The following is a 16666-nucleotide window of genomic DNA, read 5'->3' as shown; positions in this document are numbered from 1 at the left end:
GACCTTATCAATGGCCGTCTGAACGATAACCGCATCAACACGGAGCACATCATGAATGCTGCCAACCCCTTTACCCGCCGCCGCTTTATCGGCATCACCGCCGCCGTGGCTGCCGTGGCCGCCGTGCCTTGGGCGGCACGCAGCATAGGCCGTCTGAATGCCGCCGCCGAGGGCATCGCGCCGGTGACGTGGCGCGGCATTGCGCTGGGTGCCGATGCCCAAATGCGCCTTTACCACCCCGATCGCCGCTTTGCCTTGCGCCTGATTGAAAGCGCCGTGGCCGAAGTGGCGCGGTTGGAAAAAATATTCAGCCTTTATCGCGACGACAGCCAGCTTGTGCGGCTCAACCGCAGCGGCCGCTTGAGCCGCCCGAGCGCCGATTTGCTGGCGCTGCTGAGCCAAAGCCGCGAAATCCACGCGCTCACGCAAGGCGCGTTCGACCCCAGCATCCAACCTTTGTGGCAGGCTTATGCCAACCATTTCACGCAGCAGCCGCACAGCGAAAGCGCACCGCCGGATGCTGTGTTGCAACGCGCCTTGGGGCTGGTGGATTTCAATCAAGTGCATTTCGACCAAGCCGCCGTGGCTTTTGCGCGCCCGGGCATGGCCTTATCGTTTAACGGCATCGCCCAAGGCTACATCACCGACCGCATCACCGAGATGCTGCGAGAAGCCGGCTTAACGCGCGCGCTGGTGGACATGGGCGAAATCCGCGCCCTCAACACACAAGATGATGCGGTGTGGCAGGCCGGCATACGCAATCCGGATAACGAAGAAACCGTGTTGCTCAAGGTGCCGCTGCACAACCGGGCGCTGGCCACTTCCGGCGGCTACGGCACCGTGATGGACGAAGCGGGGCGCTTCACCCATTTGTTTAACCCGAAAAACGGCAGCAGCAGCCCGCGCTACCGCAGCGTGAGCGTGATGGCGCCCGCCGCCGCCACCGCTGATGCGCTCTCCACCGCTTTTTCTGTGAGCAGCCCCGCCGCTATCCACCGCGCCGCCGCACAAGTGGCCGGCTTGAAAGCCTGGCTGGTGCTGCCCGACGGGCAGGTGGAAACCTTGGGTTGAGCAAATAAAACGAGGCCGTCTGAAAACGTTTCAGACGGCCTGTGGGCTTGTTGGGTTTTCAACCCAACCTACCGGTTGTGTCACTTTTTCTTGCATTCCACTATAAAGGCAGTTCGGCAGCATCATCTGCGTAGGTCGGATTCTTGAATCCGACGTTTGGCCGGCGGCCAAAGTGATGTGCGTGCCTTGTTCTGCGAACAAGTGTCGGATTCGAGAATTCGACCTACGGGCTCTTGCCGTGCCTATCTACCGCTTGCGCAGGCGCGACAAAAGGGAGTTTGCAAAGGTTTGAGGCCGTCTGAAAGGTTTTCAGACGGCCTCGTTTTATTTGCGCTTTTGTTTAAGCTTTATTCGTCTTCTTTCACGCGCATGGCCATTAAGGTGTGCAGGCGGCGGTTGTCGGCGCGGGCGATGGTGAATTGCAGGGGGCCGATGATCACTTTTTCGCCGCGCACGGGCAGGTGGCCGATTTCCTGAATCACCAAGCCGCCGATGGTGTCGGCTTCTTCGTCGCTGTAATCGGTGCCGAAATATTGGTTGATGTCTTCGATTTCGGTGGTGGCGTTGATGCGGTAGCGCTCGGCGGATACGGGAAAGATATTGTCGGCGCTTTCGTCTTCATCGAATTCGTCTTCGATGTCGCCGATGATTTGCTCGATGATGTCTTCAAAGGTTACGAGGCCGGAGGTGCCGCCGTATTCGTCGACCACGATGGCCATGTGGTTGCGCTGCTCGCGGAATTCTTTCAACAAAAGGTTGAGCGGCTTGCTCTCGGGCACAAACACGGCGCTGCGCAATACGGCGCTGAGGTTGAATTGCTCGGGGTTGAGCGTGTATTTGAGCAGGTCTTTGGCGTGCAGAATGCCCAACACTTCGTCTTTGTCTTCGCCGATCACGGGGAAGCGCGAATGGGCGGTTTCCACCACATAGGCGATGATGCGCTCGATGCTGTCGCCGGCTTTGATCACATCCATCTGGCTGCGTGTGATCATGGCGTCGCGCACCTCTAATTCGGCAAAATCGAGCACTTTTTCCAGCCGCACCAGCGTGTCGGCATCAAACACTTCCTGCTCGTGCGCCTGGCGCAAGATATTCACCACCTCGTCGGCGGTTTCGGGGGCGTCGCCGGTGAGGCGGTTGATGAGGCGTTCAAAAAAATTCGGTTTCGACGGGGCATCGTCCATGTCAGATTTCGTCCTGTGCGTAGGGGTTGGGGTATGCTAACTGATTCAGCAGGCGGATTTCAAGCGTTTCCATGGCTTCGGCTTCATCGTCTTCGATGTGGTCGTAGCCCATCAGGTGCAACACGCCGTGAAGGGTGAGGTGGGCAAAGTGCTGTGCGGGTGTTTTGCCTTGCTCGGCGGCTTCTTTCAGCACCACTTGCGGGCAGATAATCAGGTCGCCGAAAAGGCCGTCTGAAAGGTGGGGTGCGGGCAAATCTTCGCCTTCGTTCAGCGCGAAGCTCAGCACATTGGTGGCGTAATCTTTGCCGCGATAGTCGCGGTTGTAGGCGCGGGCTTCAGTTTCATCAAGCAGAATAATGCTGATTTGGGCGCGGCGGTATTCGTTTTTCAGGGCTTGCCAGGCCCAGCGGTAAAAGTCGCGCTCGGCCGGTGTGTTTGCTGCGCTGCTTTGGTTGCTGAAATGCAGGGTGAAGCGCTGTTGCTGTAGGGCTAAAAAAGGGTAGCGTTTGGCGGATTTCATGGCTTTCAGACGGCCTTAAACGGTGGTAACAGGGTGTTTGTTGCGCTGATAGGCGCGGTATTTGCGCCAGGCCCAAAAAGCCAGCAGCAGCGCAAGCAGCACGGCGGCAAAGGGGATAAACAGGCTCAGCAGCGTCATGAACACAGCCGCGCCGGTTTCGGCCACGGAAACCACAGGGTTGGCCAGCCCGCCGGTGGTCACGGTGCTGGCGGCGCGGCCGGTGGCGGTGGCGCCTTTAATCGCGGCTGCGGCGCCGCCGCCGGCGATAATGGCCAGCGTCCAGGTGATGGCGGGGCTTAAATCGGCGGTGGTCGAGGCCATGATGGCGGTGCCGGCAATGCCGGCCAAAGGCACGGCCAAGGTGTCGAGCAGGTTGTCGATAAAAGGCACGAGATAAGCGCCGATTTCGGCCAAGGTGGCCACGCCGAGAATAATCAGCGCGGGGGTGGAGGCGAGCCATTGCCAGTTTTCATTGACCGGCCACAAGCCGAAATAGGCCGAAAGGCTCAGGGCAAATAAGGGCAGAAACACGCGAAAGCCCGCGCTGGCAGCTAGGCCGATGCCCAGCGCAATGCTCAGAAGGGTGGTGAATGTCATGGGTGTGGAAAATATGTCGGCAGAAGCTTGAATCATACTGAATCGCAGGCCGTCTGAACAAGGCGTTTGCCTGTTTTTTCAGACGGCCTCGGGCAAGTGTGGTGTTTTGGTGCGGCAGCCGGCGGGGCGGATGTTTTCAGACGGCCTCGGGCAAGTGTGGTGTTTTGGTGCGGCAGCCGGCGGGGCGGATGTTTTCAGACGGCCTGTTATACCCATTCAAAAAAGTAAGCGAACCAGGCAGAAGCCTGCGACAGTGCAGATATAGTGGCATGCAAGAAAAAGTGATACAAAACTGCGCATTATAAGGGGTAGGTTGGGTTGTCAAACCCAACGTTTCAGACGGCTTGTGAGCTTGTTGGGTTTTCAGCCCAACCTACCTTTTGTGTCACTTTATTATGCATTTCACTATAGTACGGCAAGGCGAGACAACGCAGTCAGGTTATTTTTTGGATGGACATTACTCGGTAAGCAATAAGGCTTGGGTAAAGCCCATATGGTGCTGCCATTCGCGCACAATCAGCAGCAGGGCTTTGAATTGTGCGGTGTCGGGCAGGGTGTCGGGCGTGGGATAGCGGCTGATGTGTTGAAACGTTTGCTCCACGGTTTCGCGGCTGAGCAATCCTTGCGCATCGGCCAGCACAGCCAGATCGGGCTGGGCGAGATAAAGCGTGCTTTGGGGGTTGATAAGCGTTTGCAGCGGTGAGATGGCGTCTTCCACCATCATGATGGCGCGCTCCCATTCGTATTCGCTCGGCGGATTGTGGCGCAGCAAGGTGGCGCTGCCGATGGCAAGTGTGTGGCGGCTGCCGTCGGGCAGGGTGAGAGTGGTGTGCTCGGGGGCGATATGCAAAATGGTGTTCATAATCAATGGTTTCCGTTAAGCGTCATCATTGCAGGCCGTCTGAAAGTTTTCCGACGGCCTGCATTATATTTATTCAAACAACCAGCCACACTAAAAAGGCCAGCAAAGCGGGCGCGCCCTGCACCCACAGGATTTTTTTGCTCGATGTGTAGGCGCCAAACAGCGCGGCGCTGATTACGCAGCCAAGGAAAAAGGCTTGCAAAGGGCGCGCCAAATCGGGCGCGGCAAACAGGCTCCAAATCAGGCTCCAAATCAGGCCGGCGGCGAGAAAGCCGTTGTAGAGGCCTTGGTTGGCAAATAGGGTGCGGATTTCGGGCTGCTGCAATTTTTCTAAGCTGATGTTGAACGCGCGCGCGGCTCTGGGTGAGGGCACGGTGATTTCCAACCACATGATGAATAAGTGCTCGAGCGCCACAATCAGCACCAAAATGGAAAGCAAAAGGCTCATGATGATTCTTTCGTGTGTTGCGCCTGCTCGTCGGCGGCGTCATAGGCTTCCACGATTTTCTGCACCAGCGGATGGCGCACCACGTCTTCGCTGGTGAAAGTGTGGAAATAAAGGCCTTCGATGCCGGCGAGCTTTTCTTTGGCATCTTTCAGGCCGGATTTGATGTGGCGCGGCAAATCGATTTGGCTGATGTCGCCGGTGATCACGGCTTTGGCGCCGAAGCCGATGCGGGTGAGAAACATCTTCATCTGCTCGGGCGTGGTGTTTTGCGCTTCATCGAGAATCACATAAGCGCCGTTGAGCGTGCGCCCGCGCATATAGGCCAAGGGCGCGATTTCAATCAGGCCTTTTTCGAGCAGTTTGGTCACGCGGTCGAAGCCCATCAAATCGTAAAGCGCATCATAGAGCGGGCGCAGATAGGGGTCGACTTTTTGCGCCAAGTCGCCGGGCAGAAAGCCGAGCTTTTCGCCGGCTTCCACCGCCGGGCGCACCAACACGATGCGTTCGACTTGGTGTTTTTCCATCGCATCCACCGCTGCGGCCACGGCCAAATAGGTTTTGCCGGTGCCAGCAGGCCCCAAGCCGAACACCACATCGTGGTTGAGCAGGGCGCGGATATAGCCGTTTTGGCGCGGCGTGCGCCCGCCTATGCTGCCGCGCTTGGTGCGGAAATAATATTGCTGGTCGCGCGTTTGCGCTTCAAAGGCCTCATCGGCGGTTTTGGCTTCCACGGCGGCGAGGCGGATATCGTTGTCGGATACATCGCCTTTTTCGGCCACGGCGGCCAAGGAGAGTAAGGCGTTGCGCCCGGCATGTGCGAGGCTGCCCATAAAGGTAAAGTTGCCGAAGCGGCGGCTGATTTGGATATCGAGCGCTTTGCCCAGCGTGGCCAGGTTGCTGTCGAGCGCACCGCACAGGCGTTGCAGCACGGCGTTGTCGATGTCTTCAAATTGCAGATGGGTGGTGTGGCTCATGGTATTTTCCGGGTTGAATGCTTTATATATGGTTGTGAGCGCTTAAAAAATCAAGGCCGTCTGAAAGGTTTCAGACGGCCTTGATTTTTTAAGATGAAGGGCATAAAAAAGCGGGCTTTCGCCCGCGAAGCTTTTCTGTTTAGCAACAAGAAAAGAAGGAAATCAGAAACTGCCAATCGGCAGCAGCAATGATATGGACATATTTTAGCATAATTTAAATGGCATGTATGCAACTGCTCATTAAAATCAATAGCCCAAACGCTGACAAATGGTGGAGACCAAGCCGGCCTGGTTTAATGTGTAGAAATGCAGGCTGGGCGCGCCTTCGCGCAGCAGGCGCTCGCACATTTCGGTGACCACATCCAGCGCCAGCGCTTTGATGGCGGCGGTGTCGTCGGCGTAAGATTGCAGCTTCAGACGCAGCCAGCGCGGAATTTCGGCGCCGCAAGTGTCGGAAAAGCGCGCCAGCTTGCTGAAGCTGGCAATCGGCATAATGCCCGGCACAATCGGAATCTCCACCCCGCGCCCGCGCGCATCGTCCACAAAACGGAAATAGGCGTCGGCGTTGTAAAAATATTGCGTAATTGCCGAATCGGCGCCGGCGCGGGCTTTGCGCACGAAATTATTCAAATCGTCTTCGGCGCTGCGCGCTTGCGGGTGGTATTCGGGATAGGCGGCCACTTCCACATGAAAATCGCTGCCGAATTCGGTTTTGATTAATTCCACCAGCTCGTTGGCATAGCGCAGGCCGCTCATGCCCGAGCCCATGCCGGAAGGAATATCGCCGCGCAGCGCCACAATGTGGCGCACGCCCATTTCTTTATATTGTTGCAATAATTCAATGATTTCAGCCGGCTGCATGCCCACGCAGGGCAGATGCGGCGCAGCGGCCACGCCCTCGCTCAGAATGTCGGTGATGGCTTGCAGCGTGCCCTCTTTGGTGGAGCCGCCGGCGCCTGAGGTGCAGGAGAAAAATTCAGGGTTGTATTGGCTCAGCTGCTTGCGCGTAATCACTTGCTTGGCGCGCCCCTCGGGCGTGCGGGTGGGGAAAAATTCGAAGCTGAGCTTTTTTTGACTGCCGGTCATGATGATTGCCTGTGTTTAACGGTTTCTTTAATGATTAACTGATTCTTCTTTAATTAGGTTAGGGCTTTCCCGCCATCGAATCAAGCGAATTGTAGGGGATTTGGCTGAAAAAAATTCTTTGAATCATTAGTGTGATTCATGCGCTGGGCGGCTTTGCCATGATGTGCCGAATATCATTCTGATTCGGCCATGAAATATTTGCGCGTTTGCCAAGCGGGCGATTGTTTTACATTTCCACATCAAATAGCCGGTTTTTAAACCGGCAGCGGCTGCATGCTTTATAATCCCCGCATCCATAATTCCGCCGCCGGCTTTCAGACGGCCTCTACTTAAAAAAAGACCTGCAAATGAAATGGCTCAAACGCTCCACCGCAATTATGCAAACTGTTTACCGCTACGGCTTGGGCGATATTTTCGCCGGCCATGCGCGCGCCGCCTGGCTTCGCCGGCTGTTGCGCAAGCTGCCGCGCAGCCCGCTGGCCGATAAGGAACCGCTGCCGGTGCGGGTGCGCTTGGCGCTCGAGGGGCTGGGGCCGATTTTCGTGAAGCTCGGCCAAGTGCTCTCCACGCGCCCCGATATTCTGCCGCCGGCTTATGCGCAGGAATTAGCGCGTCTGCAAGATAAAGTGCCGCCGTTTGACGGGGCTTTGGCGCGCGCACAAATCGAGGCATCATTAGGGCGGCCGATTGCCGATTTGTATGCCGAATTCGATATCGAGCCGGTGGCCAGCGCTTCGGTGGCACAAGTGCACCGCGCCCGATTGCACAGCGGCGAAGCGGTGGCGGTGAAGGTGTTGCGCCCCAATATTTTGCCGGTTATCGAGCAAGATTTGGCGTTGATGCGCTTTGGCGCGGGCTGGATCGAGCGCTTGTTTGCCGACGGCAAGCGCCTGAAGCCGCGCGAAGTGGTGGCCGAATTCGACAAATATCTGCACGACGAGCTCGATTTGATGAAAGAAGCGGCCAATGCCAGCCAGCTCGGCCGCCAGTTTGCCGGCAGCGATATGCTGATTGTGCCCAAAGTGTATTTCGATTATTGCAGCCGCGATGTGCTCACCATCGAATGGATGGACGGCACGCCGATTGCCGATATCGCCACGCTGCAAGCGCAGGGCATCGATTTGAAGAAACTGGCCCGCTATGGCGTGGAAATTTTCTTCACCCAAGTGTTTAAAAACGGTTTTTTCCACGCCGATATGCACCCGGGTAATATTTTGGTGGCCGACGACAACCGCTATATTGCGCTCGATTTCGGCATCGTCGGCAGCCTCACCGATTACGACAAGCGCTATCTGGCGATTAACTTTCTGGCCTTTTTCAACCGCGATTACCACCGCGTGGCCACGGCGCACATCGAGTCGGGCTGGGTGCCGCCCGACACCCGCGCCGAAGAGCTCGAAGCGGCGGTGCGCGCCGTGTGTGAGCCGATTTTCAACAAGCCTTTGTCGCAGATTTCGTTTGGCTTGGTGCTGATGCGCCTGTTTGAAACCAGCCGGCGCTTTAATGTGGAAATCCAGCCGCAGCTCGTGTTGCTGCAAAAAACGCTGCTGAATATCGAGGGTTTGGGCCGCCAGCTCGACCCTGATTTGGATTTGTGGGCCACGGCCAAGCCTTTTTTGGTGAATTGGATGAACGATCAAGTGGGCGTGAAAGCCCTGTGGCACAATGTGAAAAACGAAGCCCCCGATTGGGCAACAATTTTGCCGAGCCTGCCGCGCAAGCTCAATATGCTGGTGGACGAAACCCGCCAGCAGGAAATGCGCGATGCCTATATTCATCTGGTGAAAACGCAGCAGCGCCAAAATGTGTGGCTGGCGGTGATTGCGGCGGCATTGGTGCTGATTTTGCTGTTTAAATAAAGTGCGTGGTGAAAAGGCCGTCTGAAAATATTTTTCAGACGGCCTTTTCTTTAATAATGGAATGCATAAAAAAAGTGATACGGCGGGTTGGGTTGTAAATCCAATAAATGCACAAGCCGTCTGAAGCTGAAACTGTTTAAATAAAGTGTGCAGCAAAAAGGCCGTCTGAAAAAATGTTTCAGACGGCCTTTTTTAGATGATACAACTTGGAAAAATCAATCCACCCGCTGCCAGGTTTGCGTGCGGCCCAGCACCGAAACGCCCATAAAGCCGCGCACTTTCAATGATTTGCCGCCATTAGCCAGCTCGGCTTTGGCGCTGTAGGTTTTGCCGCTTTTCGGGTCGTAAATCTTGCCGCCCTCATATTTGCCGTCTTTTTCCTGCAGGCCGGTGAGCACGTTTAAGCCGATTAAGGGCTTGGCGGGCTGGCAGGCCGGGCATTCGTTTTTCACCCCTTCGGCCAACGACACGATGCGGCCGTTAAACGTGTTGCCCGATTGGCTGATTTGCACCACAGCCTTGGGCTTGCCGCTTTCATCATCAATGGTGCGCCACTTGCCTTCAATGCCTTGCGCCAAAGCCAGCGGGGCAGCCAGCAGCAGTGCGGCTGATAAAATTAATTTATTCATGATTTCTCCTGTGTTATCCGCTGTTTGAGTGTTGTGCGGTTGGAAAAGCATAATCAAAAAAGGCGATTAGGTAAAGCGCTCTAATGGTTTAAATTTGTTTAAAAATCAAAGATAAATAAATAAAGGCCGTCTGAAAGCGCAAAGCAGGCTTTCAGATGGCCTCTGCGGGCAGGCGCGGCACGGGCAAAGAGGCGAATTGTGCTATAATCGCGCGTTAAAAATTATCCTTAGATTTCAGGAAACATCATGAGCTTAAAATGCGGCATCGTCGGCTTGCCCAACGTCGGAAAATCCACCCTTTTCAACGCCTTGACCCAATCGGGCATCGAAGCGGCCAATTATCCTTTCTGCACCATCGAGCCCAATGTGGGCATTGTGGAAGTGCCCGACCCGCGCATGGCGGCGCTGGCGAAAATTGTAAACCCGCAAAAAATGCAGCCGGCGATTGTGGAATTTGTCGACATTGCCGGCCTGGTGGCAGGCGCGAGCAAGGGCGAGGGCTTGGGCAACCAGTTTCTCGCCAACATCCGCGAAACCGATGCGATTGTAAACGTGGTGCGCTGCTTTGACGACGACAACATCGTGCATGTGGCCGGCAAAGTCGACCCGATTGCCGACATCGAAACCATCGGCACCGAGTTGGCGCTGGCCGATTTGGCCAGCGTGGAAAAAGCCATTGTCCGCGAAGGCAAGCGCGCCAAATCGGGCGACAAAGAAGCGCAAAAGCTGGTGGCGCTGTGTGAAAAACTGCTGCCGCATTTAAACGAAGGCCTGCCCGCGCGCTCGGCCGGCCTCGATGCCGACGAGCTGGCGCTGCTCAAGCCGCTGTTTTTGCTCACCGCCAAGCCCGCGATGTATGTGGGCAATGTGGCCGAAGACGGCTTTGAAAACAACCCGCATCTGGCGCGCCTGCAAGCATTGGCCGCCAAAGAAAACGCGCCCGTGGTGGCTGTGTGCGCTGCGATGGAAAGCGAAATCGCCGAGCTGGAAGACGAAGAAAAAACCGAATTTCTGCAAGAAATGGGCTTGGAAGAGCCGGGCTTAAACCGCCTGATCCGCGCCGGCTACGATTTGCTCGGCCTGCAAACCTATTTCACCGCCGGCGTGAAAGAAGTGCGTGCCTGGACCATACACAAAGGCGACACCGCCCCGCAGGCCGCCGGCGTAATCCACACCGATTTCGAGCGCGGCTTTATCCGCGCGCAAGTGATTGCCTATGATGATTTCGTGGCCTTGGGCGGCGAAGCCAAAGCCAAAGAAGCCGGCAAAATGCGCGCCGAGGGCAAAGAATATGTGGTGCAGGATGGCGATGTGGTGCACTTCTTATTTAATGTGTAATACCGATTTAAATAAACAAACCATTATTGAATAAGCCAAAAAGGCCGTCTGAAAAATCGTTCAGACGGCCTTTTTGCAAAACCCGCTTCGATGCTTTCTTGCACACAAGCGCTGGGTTGGAAGCCAACCGGATTGAATCGCAAAAGAGCAGATTGGCTTGCGCCTGTTTGATGCATGAGTTATGGATCAGGCCGTCTGAAAACCAATGGCATAAATACATGCATTAATGCAGGTAAAGCGCAACGGCGCAGCGGCCGCTTTCGGTAAAGTGAGATTAAAAATTTGCTAAAGCGCGGCACTTTCCGGGCGGTTTCTGTTCATAATGAGCACATGCCCAAAGGCCGTCTGAAAGAGCGGCATGCGGCAAACCATTTCAACACAACGCAGGAATCATTATGAACGCGCGCAAACTGTTTATCTCATTATTCGCCGCCACCAGCATGGCGGCCGCGCCTTTGGCCATGGCCGAAATGGGTCGCACCGAAAGCACCATTGTCGGCGCTGCTGTGGGCGGCGTGGCCGGCAGCCTGATCGGCGGCGACATGCAATCCACCTTGCTCGGCGCCGCTGCCGGCGGCCTTTTGGGCAACTTAATCAGCAAAAACAACAGCAACTACACCCGCGAAGGCTATTACAACAACCGCTATTACTACGGCGGGCGCGAATTCAGAAGCCGCCGCGATTACAACGCATATCGCGAAGCCGTGCGCCGCGATATGCTGCGCGATAAAGAAGCGCGCCGCTATCAAGCCTACAACAGCTACCGCCACCAACATGTAAACGCACGCGGCAACAGCCGCTACGGCCACCAGCAATGGCAAAACGGACGCGGCCACGGCCGCTCCGGCATGGCGCGCGGGCACGGGCATCGTTAAGTGGGTCAATGGTTTGTATCCACAAAAAAGAGCACGCAAATGTGCTCTTTTTTGTGGACATCACTTTAGGGTCTGTTCACATTTCATCACGCGGCAATATTTTGGCTCAAAAACGCACCTGCTGCGTTGAAAATGCGCGCAAGGTGTTCAACCTTGCTGTGCTTTTCGCCTTGCAGCCACGCTTTTGCGCTCAAAATCTTACTCGCGGATGAAATGTGAGCAGACCCTAGGGTCTGTTCACATTTCAGCACACAGCAAATTTTTGGCTCAAAACGCGCCTGCCGCGTTTTTCGCTTTGCAAGCACGATTTTGCGCTCAAAATCTTACGTACGGATGAATGGTCAGGACGCCCTTGGGTGCAATGCCGGGTAGGTGCTTATTATTTATTTTGTATGGCGATATTTTGAACAGCCATTATCAATAAACACGCAAAAGGAAACACGCAAAAGGCCGTCTGAAAACTTCAGACCGCCTGGGCCGGTGCCGGCAAAGGAATAAAGTATTTTTGTTCAGCCATTTAATCTATACCAGATAACACATAAATAAAACCGTTTGCGAGAATAAAACCATCGGGCGGGCAGCCTCATTTTAAAATCAATCATTGCGTCAGGCTATTGGTGAAGATAAATAAAATGAGCAAAGCTTTAACTTATCGTGCAGATATCGATACATTGCGCGCGGTTGCCGTTTTGTCGGTGGTGTGCTTCCATTTCAGCAAAACATGGTTGCCGGGTGGTTTTTTGGGTGTGGATGTTTTTTTTGTGATTTCCGGCTTTCTGATTACGCTGATATTGCATCGGGAAATGAATGCCGGTGTTTTTTCATTTAAAAATTTCTATGTGCGGCGGATGAAGCGGATTTTGCCGGTGTTTTTTGTGGTGGTGCTCACCGCGCTGGTGTTGGGCGCGATGCTGTTTACGCCGGACGATTTTGCGATGTTGAGCCGCTCGGCCTTGGCATCTGTGCTTTTTGCCGCCAACTTCTATTTTGCCCGAGGGCAGGGCTATTTCGACCCGGCGCAGGAAGAAAAACCGCTTTTGCATATCTGGTCGCTTTCGGTAGAAGAGCAATATTATTTTGTGTTTCCGATATTGCTGTTGTTGGTGGTCCGCCGCAGCTACCGTGAGCAGATGCTGTTTATGGCGCTATTGATGTTGATGAGCTTGCTGGCAGCCTATATTCCGACCGGTTTGGATAAATATTATCTGCCGCATTTGCGGGCTTTTGAAATGCTCACCGGCTCGATGCTGGCGGTTTTTGTGCAGCAGCAAACGCTGGCGGGTAAAAAGCCGGGCGAAAAAACAGCTGCTTGCGGCAGCCTGCTGGCCGGCCTGACATTGCTGGCTTGTTTGTGGTTTTATCACCCGGGCATGCCGTATTTTCCGGGCTGGGCCGGTTTGGTGCCGTGTGCGGCCACGGCGGCATTGATTTATTACAATGGGTTTGACCACCGCTTTAAAAAGCTGTTTCAATGGCGTCCGCTCGTGTGGGTGGGCTTGATTTCTTATTCCCTTTATTTGTGGCATTTTTTGGTGCTGGCTTTTGCACGCTATCTCAGCGGCACTGAGCATCTGCCTGATGCTTGGCTGCTGCCTTTGGCGATTTTGATGCTGATTTGCACACTGATTACTTATTATGGTGTGGAGCAGCCGATAAAATCATGGAAGCCGGGCTTTGCCAGAAGCTTTGCCGGCTTTTATGCCTTGCCGGCAATAATGGTGGCGGTGGCGGTGGCCGGCTTTCAGCAATCGGCATGGATTCAGGAATACCGGCAACAAGGTTTGGCGCGCGCCGACACTTCCTGCCACAACACGCTGCATAAAAAATGTGTGTGGGGCGCTGAGGGCGAGCCGCCCTGGGTGTTGATGCTGGGCGATTCCCATGCCGACCAATACAAAACCTTTATTGATGCAATGGGCAAAAAAGAAGGCTGGTCGGCCAAATTGGTTTCTGCGGATACTTGCGCCTTTGTGCGAAAATATGATGCGCGTGTTTTACATAACAATGCATCTTGCCGGAATGTGCATCAATATGCGGATGAGCATTTGGCTGAATATCCTATCGTGATGCTGGCCATGCGCTGGGGGAATCAAATCAAAGCCGATAAGCTGTCGGTGGGCTATGATGAGCAATTTTTCGATAAATTGGATGCCACATTGACACATTTTGCGGCAGAAAATAAAACGGTGTATCTGTTTACCGATAATCCGGCTATCCAATATTCGGCCTTGCGTGCGTATAAATTGCAGCACAACCTGCCGATGTGGGCGCCTGTGCGCACATTACACAAACAAGATGACAATGTGGATGCGGGCAATGCGGCTATGCGGGCGGTAGCAGCAAAGCACGGCAATGTGCATATCGTTGATGCCCAAGCTTTTTTGCCGGACAATTTTTTATTCAACGGCAAGCCGGTTTATGCGGATTTGGATCATATAAATCCGTTTGCCGGTGCTGAATTGGCAAAGCGTTATGGTGCACGGTTTAGCTTGCTGCCATCGGGGCTGCAAACCAAACAGACACAGGCTGCCCGATAATGCCGTCTGAAAATGAAACGCAGGCGGCTCAATAACGGCGGCCGTCTGAAAATATGTTAGAATATCAAGCTTTCCCGGCGGTTGAATGCGGTTGCGGCTAAGGCTGGGGAAATAATGATGATGCCAAACCGGCTTCGGACAGACGGATAAAATAAATGGCGGTGAAGAGAACCGCCATTCGTTATAAGGGTTGATATGCATGATCTTGCCGTGGTGGTTGTAACGGTGTGCAGAAAGTCATTATTGCGTGCAGTGAATTCCGTGTTTCAACAAGATTTTTCCGGGCGCATCCAAGTTTTAATCGGGGTGGATAAAGATTTAAGCGGGAAAAGCGGCCAATGGCAGAAGCAGCTGCAAAAAGCATGTCCACCCAATTGCTCACTGCTCTGGTTTGATCCGGGATATTCCACTTCTAGAAGGCATGGCGGTATTCATCGGTGTTTTTATGGCGGCTCATTGCGCACGGTGTTGTCTTTTTTGGCTGATTCGCCTTTGGTGATGTATTTGGACGATGACGACTGGCTTGCGCCCGAGCATTGCCGCTTGACTGTGCAGGCGCTGCAAGGGCGAACTTGGGCTTTTTCCCACTGTATTTATTCAGACGGCAATAAAAGCCAGGGCTTGTGCGTGGATTTGTTGGAAAGCGTGGGCCCCGATAAAGGGGTGTATGCAGAAAATTTCGGCGGATTCGTGCGGCCTTCGGGCTTGTTGCTCGATAAAACCAAAGTGGCGCATATTTTATATTTGTGGGCAGATTCGCCCAATGAGCAGGGCGATGCGGAAGATCGGTTGATTTTCGAGCAGCTCAAACCTACTCCGTTTGGCGAAACGGGCGCTGCCACGGTGTTTTATGCGCTGGATCCGGCAGACCGCATGCATCAGACGCGTTTGGCCTATATTCGCGAGCACGGCGCCGATTTCCAATCGGTTGATAAAGCGGGCTCGGTTCGGGAAAACAAATCCGCCGGCAGCATTATTTGGCGCCGCATCAAACACAAATACAAAAATTCAAAATAACCTATCCCAATTGATGAAGATGTTATGAAATCCATTATCCAAGACCTCCAATCGCGCGGCCTGATCGCGCAAACCACCGATGCCGAAGCGCTCGATGCCTTGCTCAACGAGCAGAAAATCGCGCTTTATTGCGGCTTCGATCCCACGGCTGACAGCCTGCACATCGGCCATTTGCTGCCGGTGCTGGCCTTGCGCCGCTTCCAGCTGGCCGGCCACACGCCGGTGGCGCTGGTGGGCGGAGCCACCGGCATGATCGGCGACCCGAGCTTCAAGGCGGCCGAGCGCAGCCTGAATACTTTGGAAACCGTGCAGCAATGGGTGCAAAGCATCCGCGGCCAACTTGAGCCTTTTTTGAGCTTCGAGGGCGATAATGCCGCGATTATGGCCAATAATTACGATTGGTTCGGCGGCATGGGCTGCTTGGATTTTCTGCGCGACATCGGCAAGCATTTTTCCGTGAATGCAATGCTGGCGAAAGAATCGGTGAAGCAGCGCATCGAGCGCGATGATGTGGGCATTTCGTTTACCGAATTTGCCTATGCCTTGCTGCAAGGCTACGATTTTGCCGAATTGAACAAGCGCCACGGCGTGATGCTGCAAATCGGCGGCTCCGACCAATGGGGCAACATCACTTGGGGCATCGATGCCACACGCCGGCTCAATCAGCAAAGCGTGTTCGGCCTCACGCTGCCGCTCGTGACCAAATCAGACGGCACCAAATTCGGCAAAACCGAAGGCGGCGCGGTGTGGCTGAATGCCAAGAAAACCTCGCCTTATCAGTTTTACCAATTCTGGCTCAAAGTGGCCGATGCCGATGTGTATAAATTTTTGAAATATTTCACCTTTTTGGGCGTGGAAGAGATTGATGCGATTGAGGCGGCCGACCAGGCCAGCGGCACCAAGCCCGAAGCGCAACGCATTTTGGCCGAAGAAATGACCCGCCTGATTCACGGCGAAGCGGCGCTGGAAGCGGCGCAACGCATTTCCGCCAGCCTGTTTGCCGAAGACCAAAGCAATCTGACTGAAACCGATTTCGAGCAGCTCGCGCTCGACGGTTTGCCGGCATTTGAAGTGTCGGGCGAATTAAACATCGTGCAGGCCTTGGTGCAGAGCGGGTTGGCCAAATCGAATAATGAGGCGCGCGGCTTTGTGTCGCAAGGTGCGGCGGTGGTGAACGGCGCCAAAGTGGGCAGCGATGCTTATGTGCTCGCCGATGCCGACAAACGTTTCGGCAAATACACCATTGTGCGCCGCGGCAAACGCAATCATGCTTTGCTGGTGTGGGCGCAGTAAGTATCCGCATATTTATTGAGGGTATCAAACCGCAGGCCGTCTGAAAGCGTTCAGACGGCCTGCGGTTGTTAAGTGAGTGGGGGCTGGATGCCGGTATCCGACATTTGCCGTAGCCCTGAAAACCTTGTTCTGCGAACAAGCGTCGGATTCGGGAATCCGACCTACGCATTGGTGTGGGTGCCGTAAAATATCCGCATATTGAGGGTGTCAAACCACAGGCCGTCTGAAACATTAAACGTTCAGACGGCCTTGTTGTTGAATGAGTGGTAGGTCGGATACTTGTATCCGACATTTGCCGTAGCCCTGATACTTGTTTTGCGAACACGTGTCGGATTCGAGAATCCGACTTACGCACAGATGCCGTCTGAAAGCGTTC

The 16666-nt window shown here is 54.6% G+C and carries 15 protein-coding genes; 7 read left to right on the top strand and 8 right to left on the bottom strand.

Annotated features, from left to right (window positions below):
* Nucleotides 1–51: 51 nt before the first annotated feature.
* On the top strand, nt 52–1071 hold the full coding sequence (locus EV680_RS02530; RefSeq protein WP_132952886.1) for an FAD:protein FMN transferase: 1020 nt from the start codon (nt 52–54) through the stop codon (nt 1069–1071).
* A 347-nt stretch (nt 1072–1418) separates the two neighbouring features.
* On the opposite strand, the gene EV680_RS02525 is transcribed toward EV680_RS02530, so the two are convergent.
* The 7 genes from EV680_RS02525 to metF all read right to left on the bottom strand — a co-directional run bounded on the left by EV680_RS02525 (nt 1419) and on the right by metF (nt 6742).
* Complete coding sequence (locus EV680_RS02525; protein ID WP_132952884.1) at nt 1419–2255, bottom strand: HlyC/CorC family transporter; 837 nt, start codon at nt 2253–2255, stop codon at nt 1419–1421.
* 1 nt (nt 2256) lies between these two features.
* Nucleotides 2257–2775: an rRNA maturation RNase YbeY gene (gene ybeY / locus EV680_RS02520; RefSeq protein ID WP_132952882.1), complete on the bottom strand. Its 519-nt coding sequence runs from the start codon at nt 2773–2775 to the stop codon at nt 2257–2259.
* Nucleotides 2776–2790: 15 nt separating this feature from the next.
* The gene (locus tag EV680_RS02515) at nt 2791–3408 is read right to left on the bottom strand and encodes a DUF4126 domain-containing protein (protein ID WP_243650322.1); all 618 of its coding nucleotides are present in this window, start codon (nt 3406–3408) and stop codon (nt 2791–2793) included.
* A 421-nt stretch (nt 3409–3829) separates the two neighbouring features.
* Entirely contained in the window at nt 3830–4234 is a 405-nt protein-coding gene (locus EV680_RS02510) for a hypothetical protein (RefSeq protein ID WP_132952880.1), read from the bottom strand.
* 73 nt (nt 4235–4307) lie between these two features.
* On the bottom strand, nt 4308–4682 hold the full coding sequence (locus tag EV680_RS02505) for a DUF1304 domain-containing protein (RefSeq protein WP_132952878.1): 375 nt from the start codon (nt 4680–4682) through the stop codon (nt 4308–4310).
* A complete protein-coding gene (locus tag EV680_RS02500) occupies nt 4679–5656 on the bottom strand; it encodes a PhoH family protein (protein ID WP_132952876.1) in 978 nt (325 codons plus the stop codon). Before EV680_RS02500 ends, EV680_RS02505 begins: the two co-directional genes overlap by 4 nt.
* 246 nt (nt 5657–5902) lie before the next feature.
* On the bottom strand, nt 5903–6742 hold the full coding sequence (metF, locus tag EV680_RS02495) for a methylenetetrahydrofolate reductase [NAD(P)H] (protein WP_132952874.1): 840 nt from the start codon (nt 6740–6742) through the stop codon (nt 5903–5905).
* A 347-nt stretch (nt 6743–7089) separates the two neighbouring features.
* On the opposite strand from metF, the gene ubiB reads away from it, so the two are divergent.
* Nucleotides 7090–8601, top strand: coding sequence for a ubiquinone biosynthesis regulatory protein kinase UbiB (ubiB, locus tag EV680_RS02490; protein WP_132952872.1), 1512 nt, complete (start codon nt 7090–7092; stop codon nt 8599–8601).
* Nucleotides 8602–8816: 215 nt separating this feature from the next.
* Here ubiB and EV680_RS02485 read toward each other — a convergent pair whose 3' ends face one another.
* Nucleotides 8817–9230: a DUF2147 domain-containing protein gene (locus EV680_RS02485; protein WP_132952870.1), complete on the bottom strand. Its 414-nt coding sequence runs from the start codon at nt 9228–9230 to the stop codon at nt 8817–8819.
* Between the two features lie 246 nt (nt 9231–9476).
* On the opposite strand from EV680_RS02485, the gene ychF reads away from it, so the two are divergent.
* From ychF to tyrS, 5 genes are all read left to right on the top strand, one after another.
* Nucleotides 9477–10568 carry a redox-regulated ATPase YchF gene (ychF, locus tag EV680_RS02480; protein WP_132952868.1) on the top strand — a complete coding sequence of 364 codons (1092 nt, stop codon included), beginning with the start codon at nt 9477–9479 and terminating at the stop codon, nt 10566–10568.
* 395 nt (nt 10569–10963) lie between these two features.
* Entirely contained in the window at nt 10964–11443 is a 480-nt protein-coding gene (locus EV680_RS02475; protein ID WP_207894268.1) for a glycine zipper 2TM domain-containing protein, read from the top strand.
* Between the two features lie 632 nt (nt 11444–12075).
* Entirely contained in the window at nt 12076–13980 is a 1905-nt protein-coding gene (locus EV680_RS02470) for an acyltransferase family protein (protein ID WP_132952866.1), read from the top strand.
* Between the two features lie 195 nt (nt 13981–14175).
* Nucleotides 14176–14997: a glycosyltransferase family protein gene (locus EV680_RS02465; protein WP_207894267.1), complete on the top strand. Its 822-nt coding sequence runs from the start codon at nt 14176–14178 to the stop codon at nt 14995–14997.
* Between the two features lie 24 nt (nt 14998–15021).
* Complete coding sequence (tyrS, locus tag EV680_RS02460; protein ID WP_132952864.1) at nt 15022–16290, top strand: tyrosine--tRNA ligase; 1269 nt, start codon at nt 15022–15024, stop codon at nt 16288–16290.
* Nucleotides 16291–16666 lie beyond the last annotated feature (376 nt).

Origin of the sequence: Uruburuella suis (assembly GCF_004341385.1) — a bacterium.
Taxonomy (GTDB): domain Bacteria; phylum Pseudomonadota; class Gammaproteobacteria; order Burkholderiales; family Neisseriaceae; genus Neisseria; species Neisseria suis.
The sequence above is the reverse complement of the archived record's forward strand: the minus strand, read 5'-3'. Positions and strand labels throughout refer to the sequence as shown.

Excerpts from the sequence above, each read along its gene's own strand:
- EV680_RS02515 (WP_243650322.1), bottom strand. The coding sequence starts at position 3,408 with ATGATTCAAGCTTCTGCCGACATATTTTCCACACCCATGACATTCACC.
- metF (WP_132952874.1), bottom strand. The coding sequence starts at position 6,742 with ATGACCGGCAGTCAAAAAAAGCTCAGCTTCGAATTTTTCCCCACCCGC.
- EV680_RS02485 (WP_132952870.1), bottom strand. The coding sequence starts at position 9,230 with ATGAATAAATTAATTTTATCAGCCGCACTGCTGCTGGCTGCCCCGCTG.
- EV680_RS02505 (WP_132952878.1), bottom strand. The coding sequence starts at position 4,682 with ATGAGCCTTTTGCTTTCCATTTTGGTGCTGATTGTGGCGCTCGAGCAC.
- tyrS (WP_132952864.1), top strand. The coding sequence starts at position 15,022 with ATGAAATCCATTATCCAAGACCTCCAATCGCGCGGCCTGATCGCGCAA.
- EV680_RS02475 (WP_207894268.1), top strand. The coding sequence starts at position 10,964 with ATGAACGCGCGCAAACTGTTTATCTCATTATTCGCCGCCACCAGCATG.
- ubiB (WP_132952872.1), top strand. The coding sequence starts at position 7,090 with ATGAAATGGCTCAAACGCTCCACCGCAATTATGCAAACTGTTTACCGC.
- EV680_RS02470 (WP_132952866.1), top strand. The coding sequence starts at position 12,076 with ATGAGCAAAGCTTTAACTTATCGTGCAGATATCGATACATTGCGCGCG.
- ychF (WP_132952868.1), top strand. The coding sequence starts at position 9,477 with ATGAGCTTAAAATGCGGCATCGTCGGCTTGCCCAACGTCGGAAAATCC.
- ybeY (WP_132952882.1), bottom strand. The coding sequence starts at position 2,775 with ATGAAATCCGCCAAACGCTACCCTTTTTTAGCCCTACAGCAACAGCGC.
- EV680_RS02510 (WP_132952880.1), bottom strand. The coding sequence starts at position 4,234 with ATGAACACCATTTTGCATATCGCCCCCGAGCACACCACTCTCACCCTG.
- EV680_RS02530 (WP_132952886.1), top strand. The coding sequence starts at position 52 with ATGAATGCTGCCAACCCCTTTACCCGCCGCCGCTTTATCGGCATCACC.
- EV680_RS02500 (WP_132952876.1), bottom strand. The coding sequence starts at position 5,656 with ATGAGCCACACCACCCATCTGCAATTTGAAGACATCGACAACGCCGTG.
- EV680_RS02465 (WP_207894267.1), top strand. The coding sequence starts at position 14,176 with ATGCATGATCTTGCCGTGGTGGTTGTAACGGTGTGCAGAAAGTCATTA.
- EV680_RS02525 (WP_132952884.1), bottom strand. The coding sequence starts at position 2,255 with ATGGACGATGCCCCGTCGAAACCGAATTTTTTTGAACGCCTCATCAAC.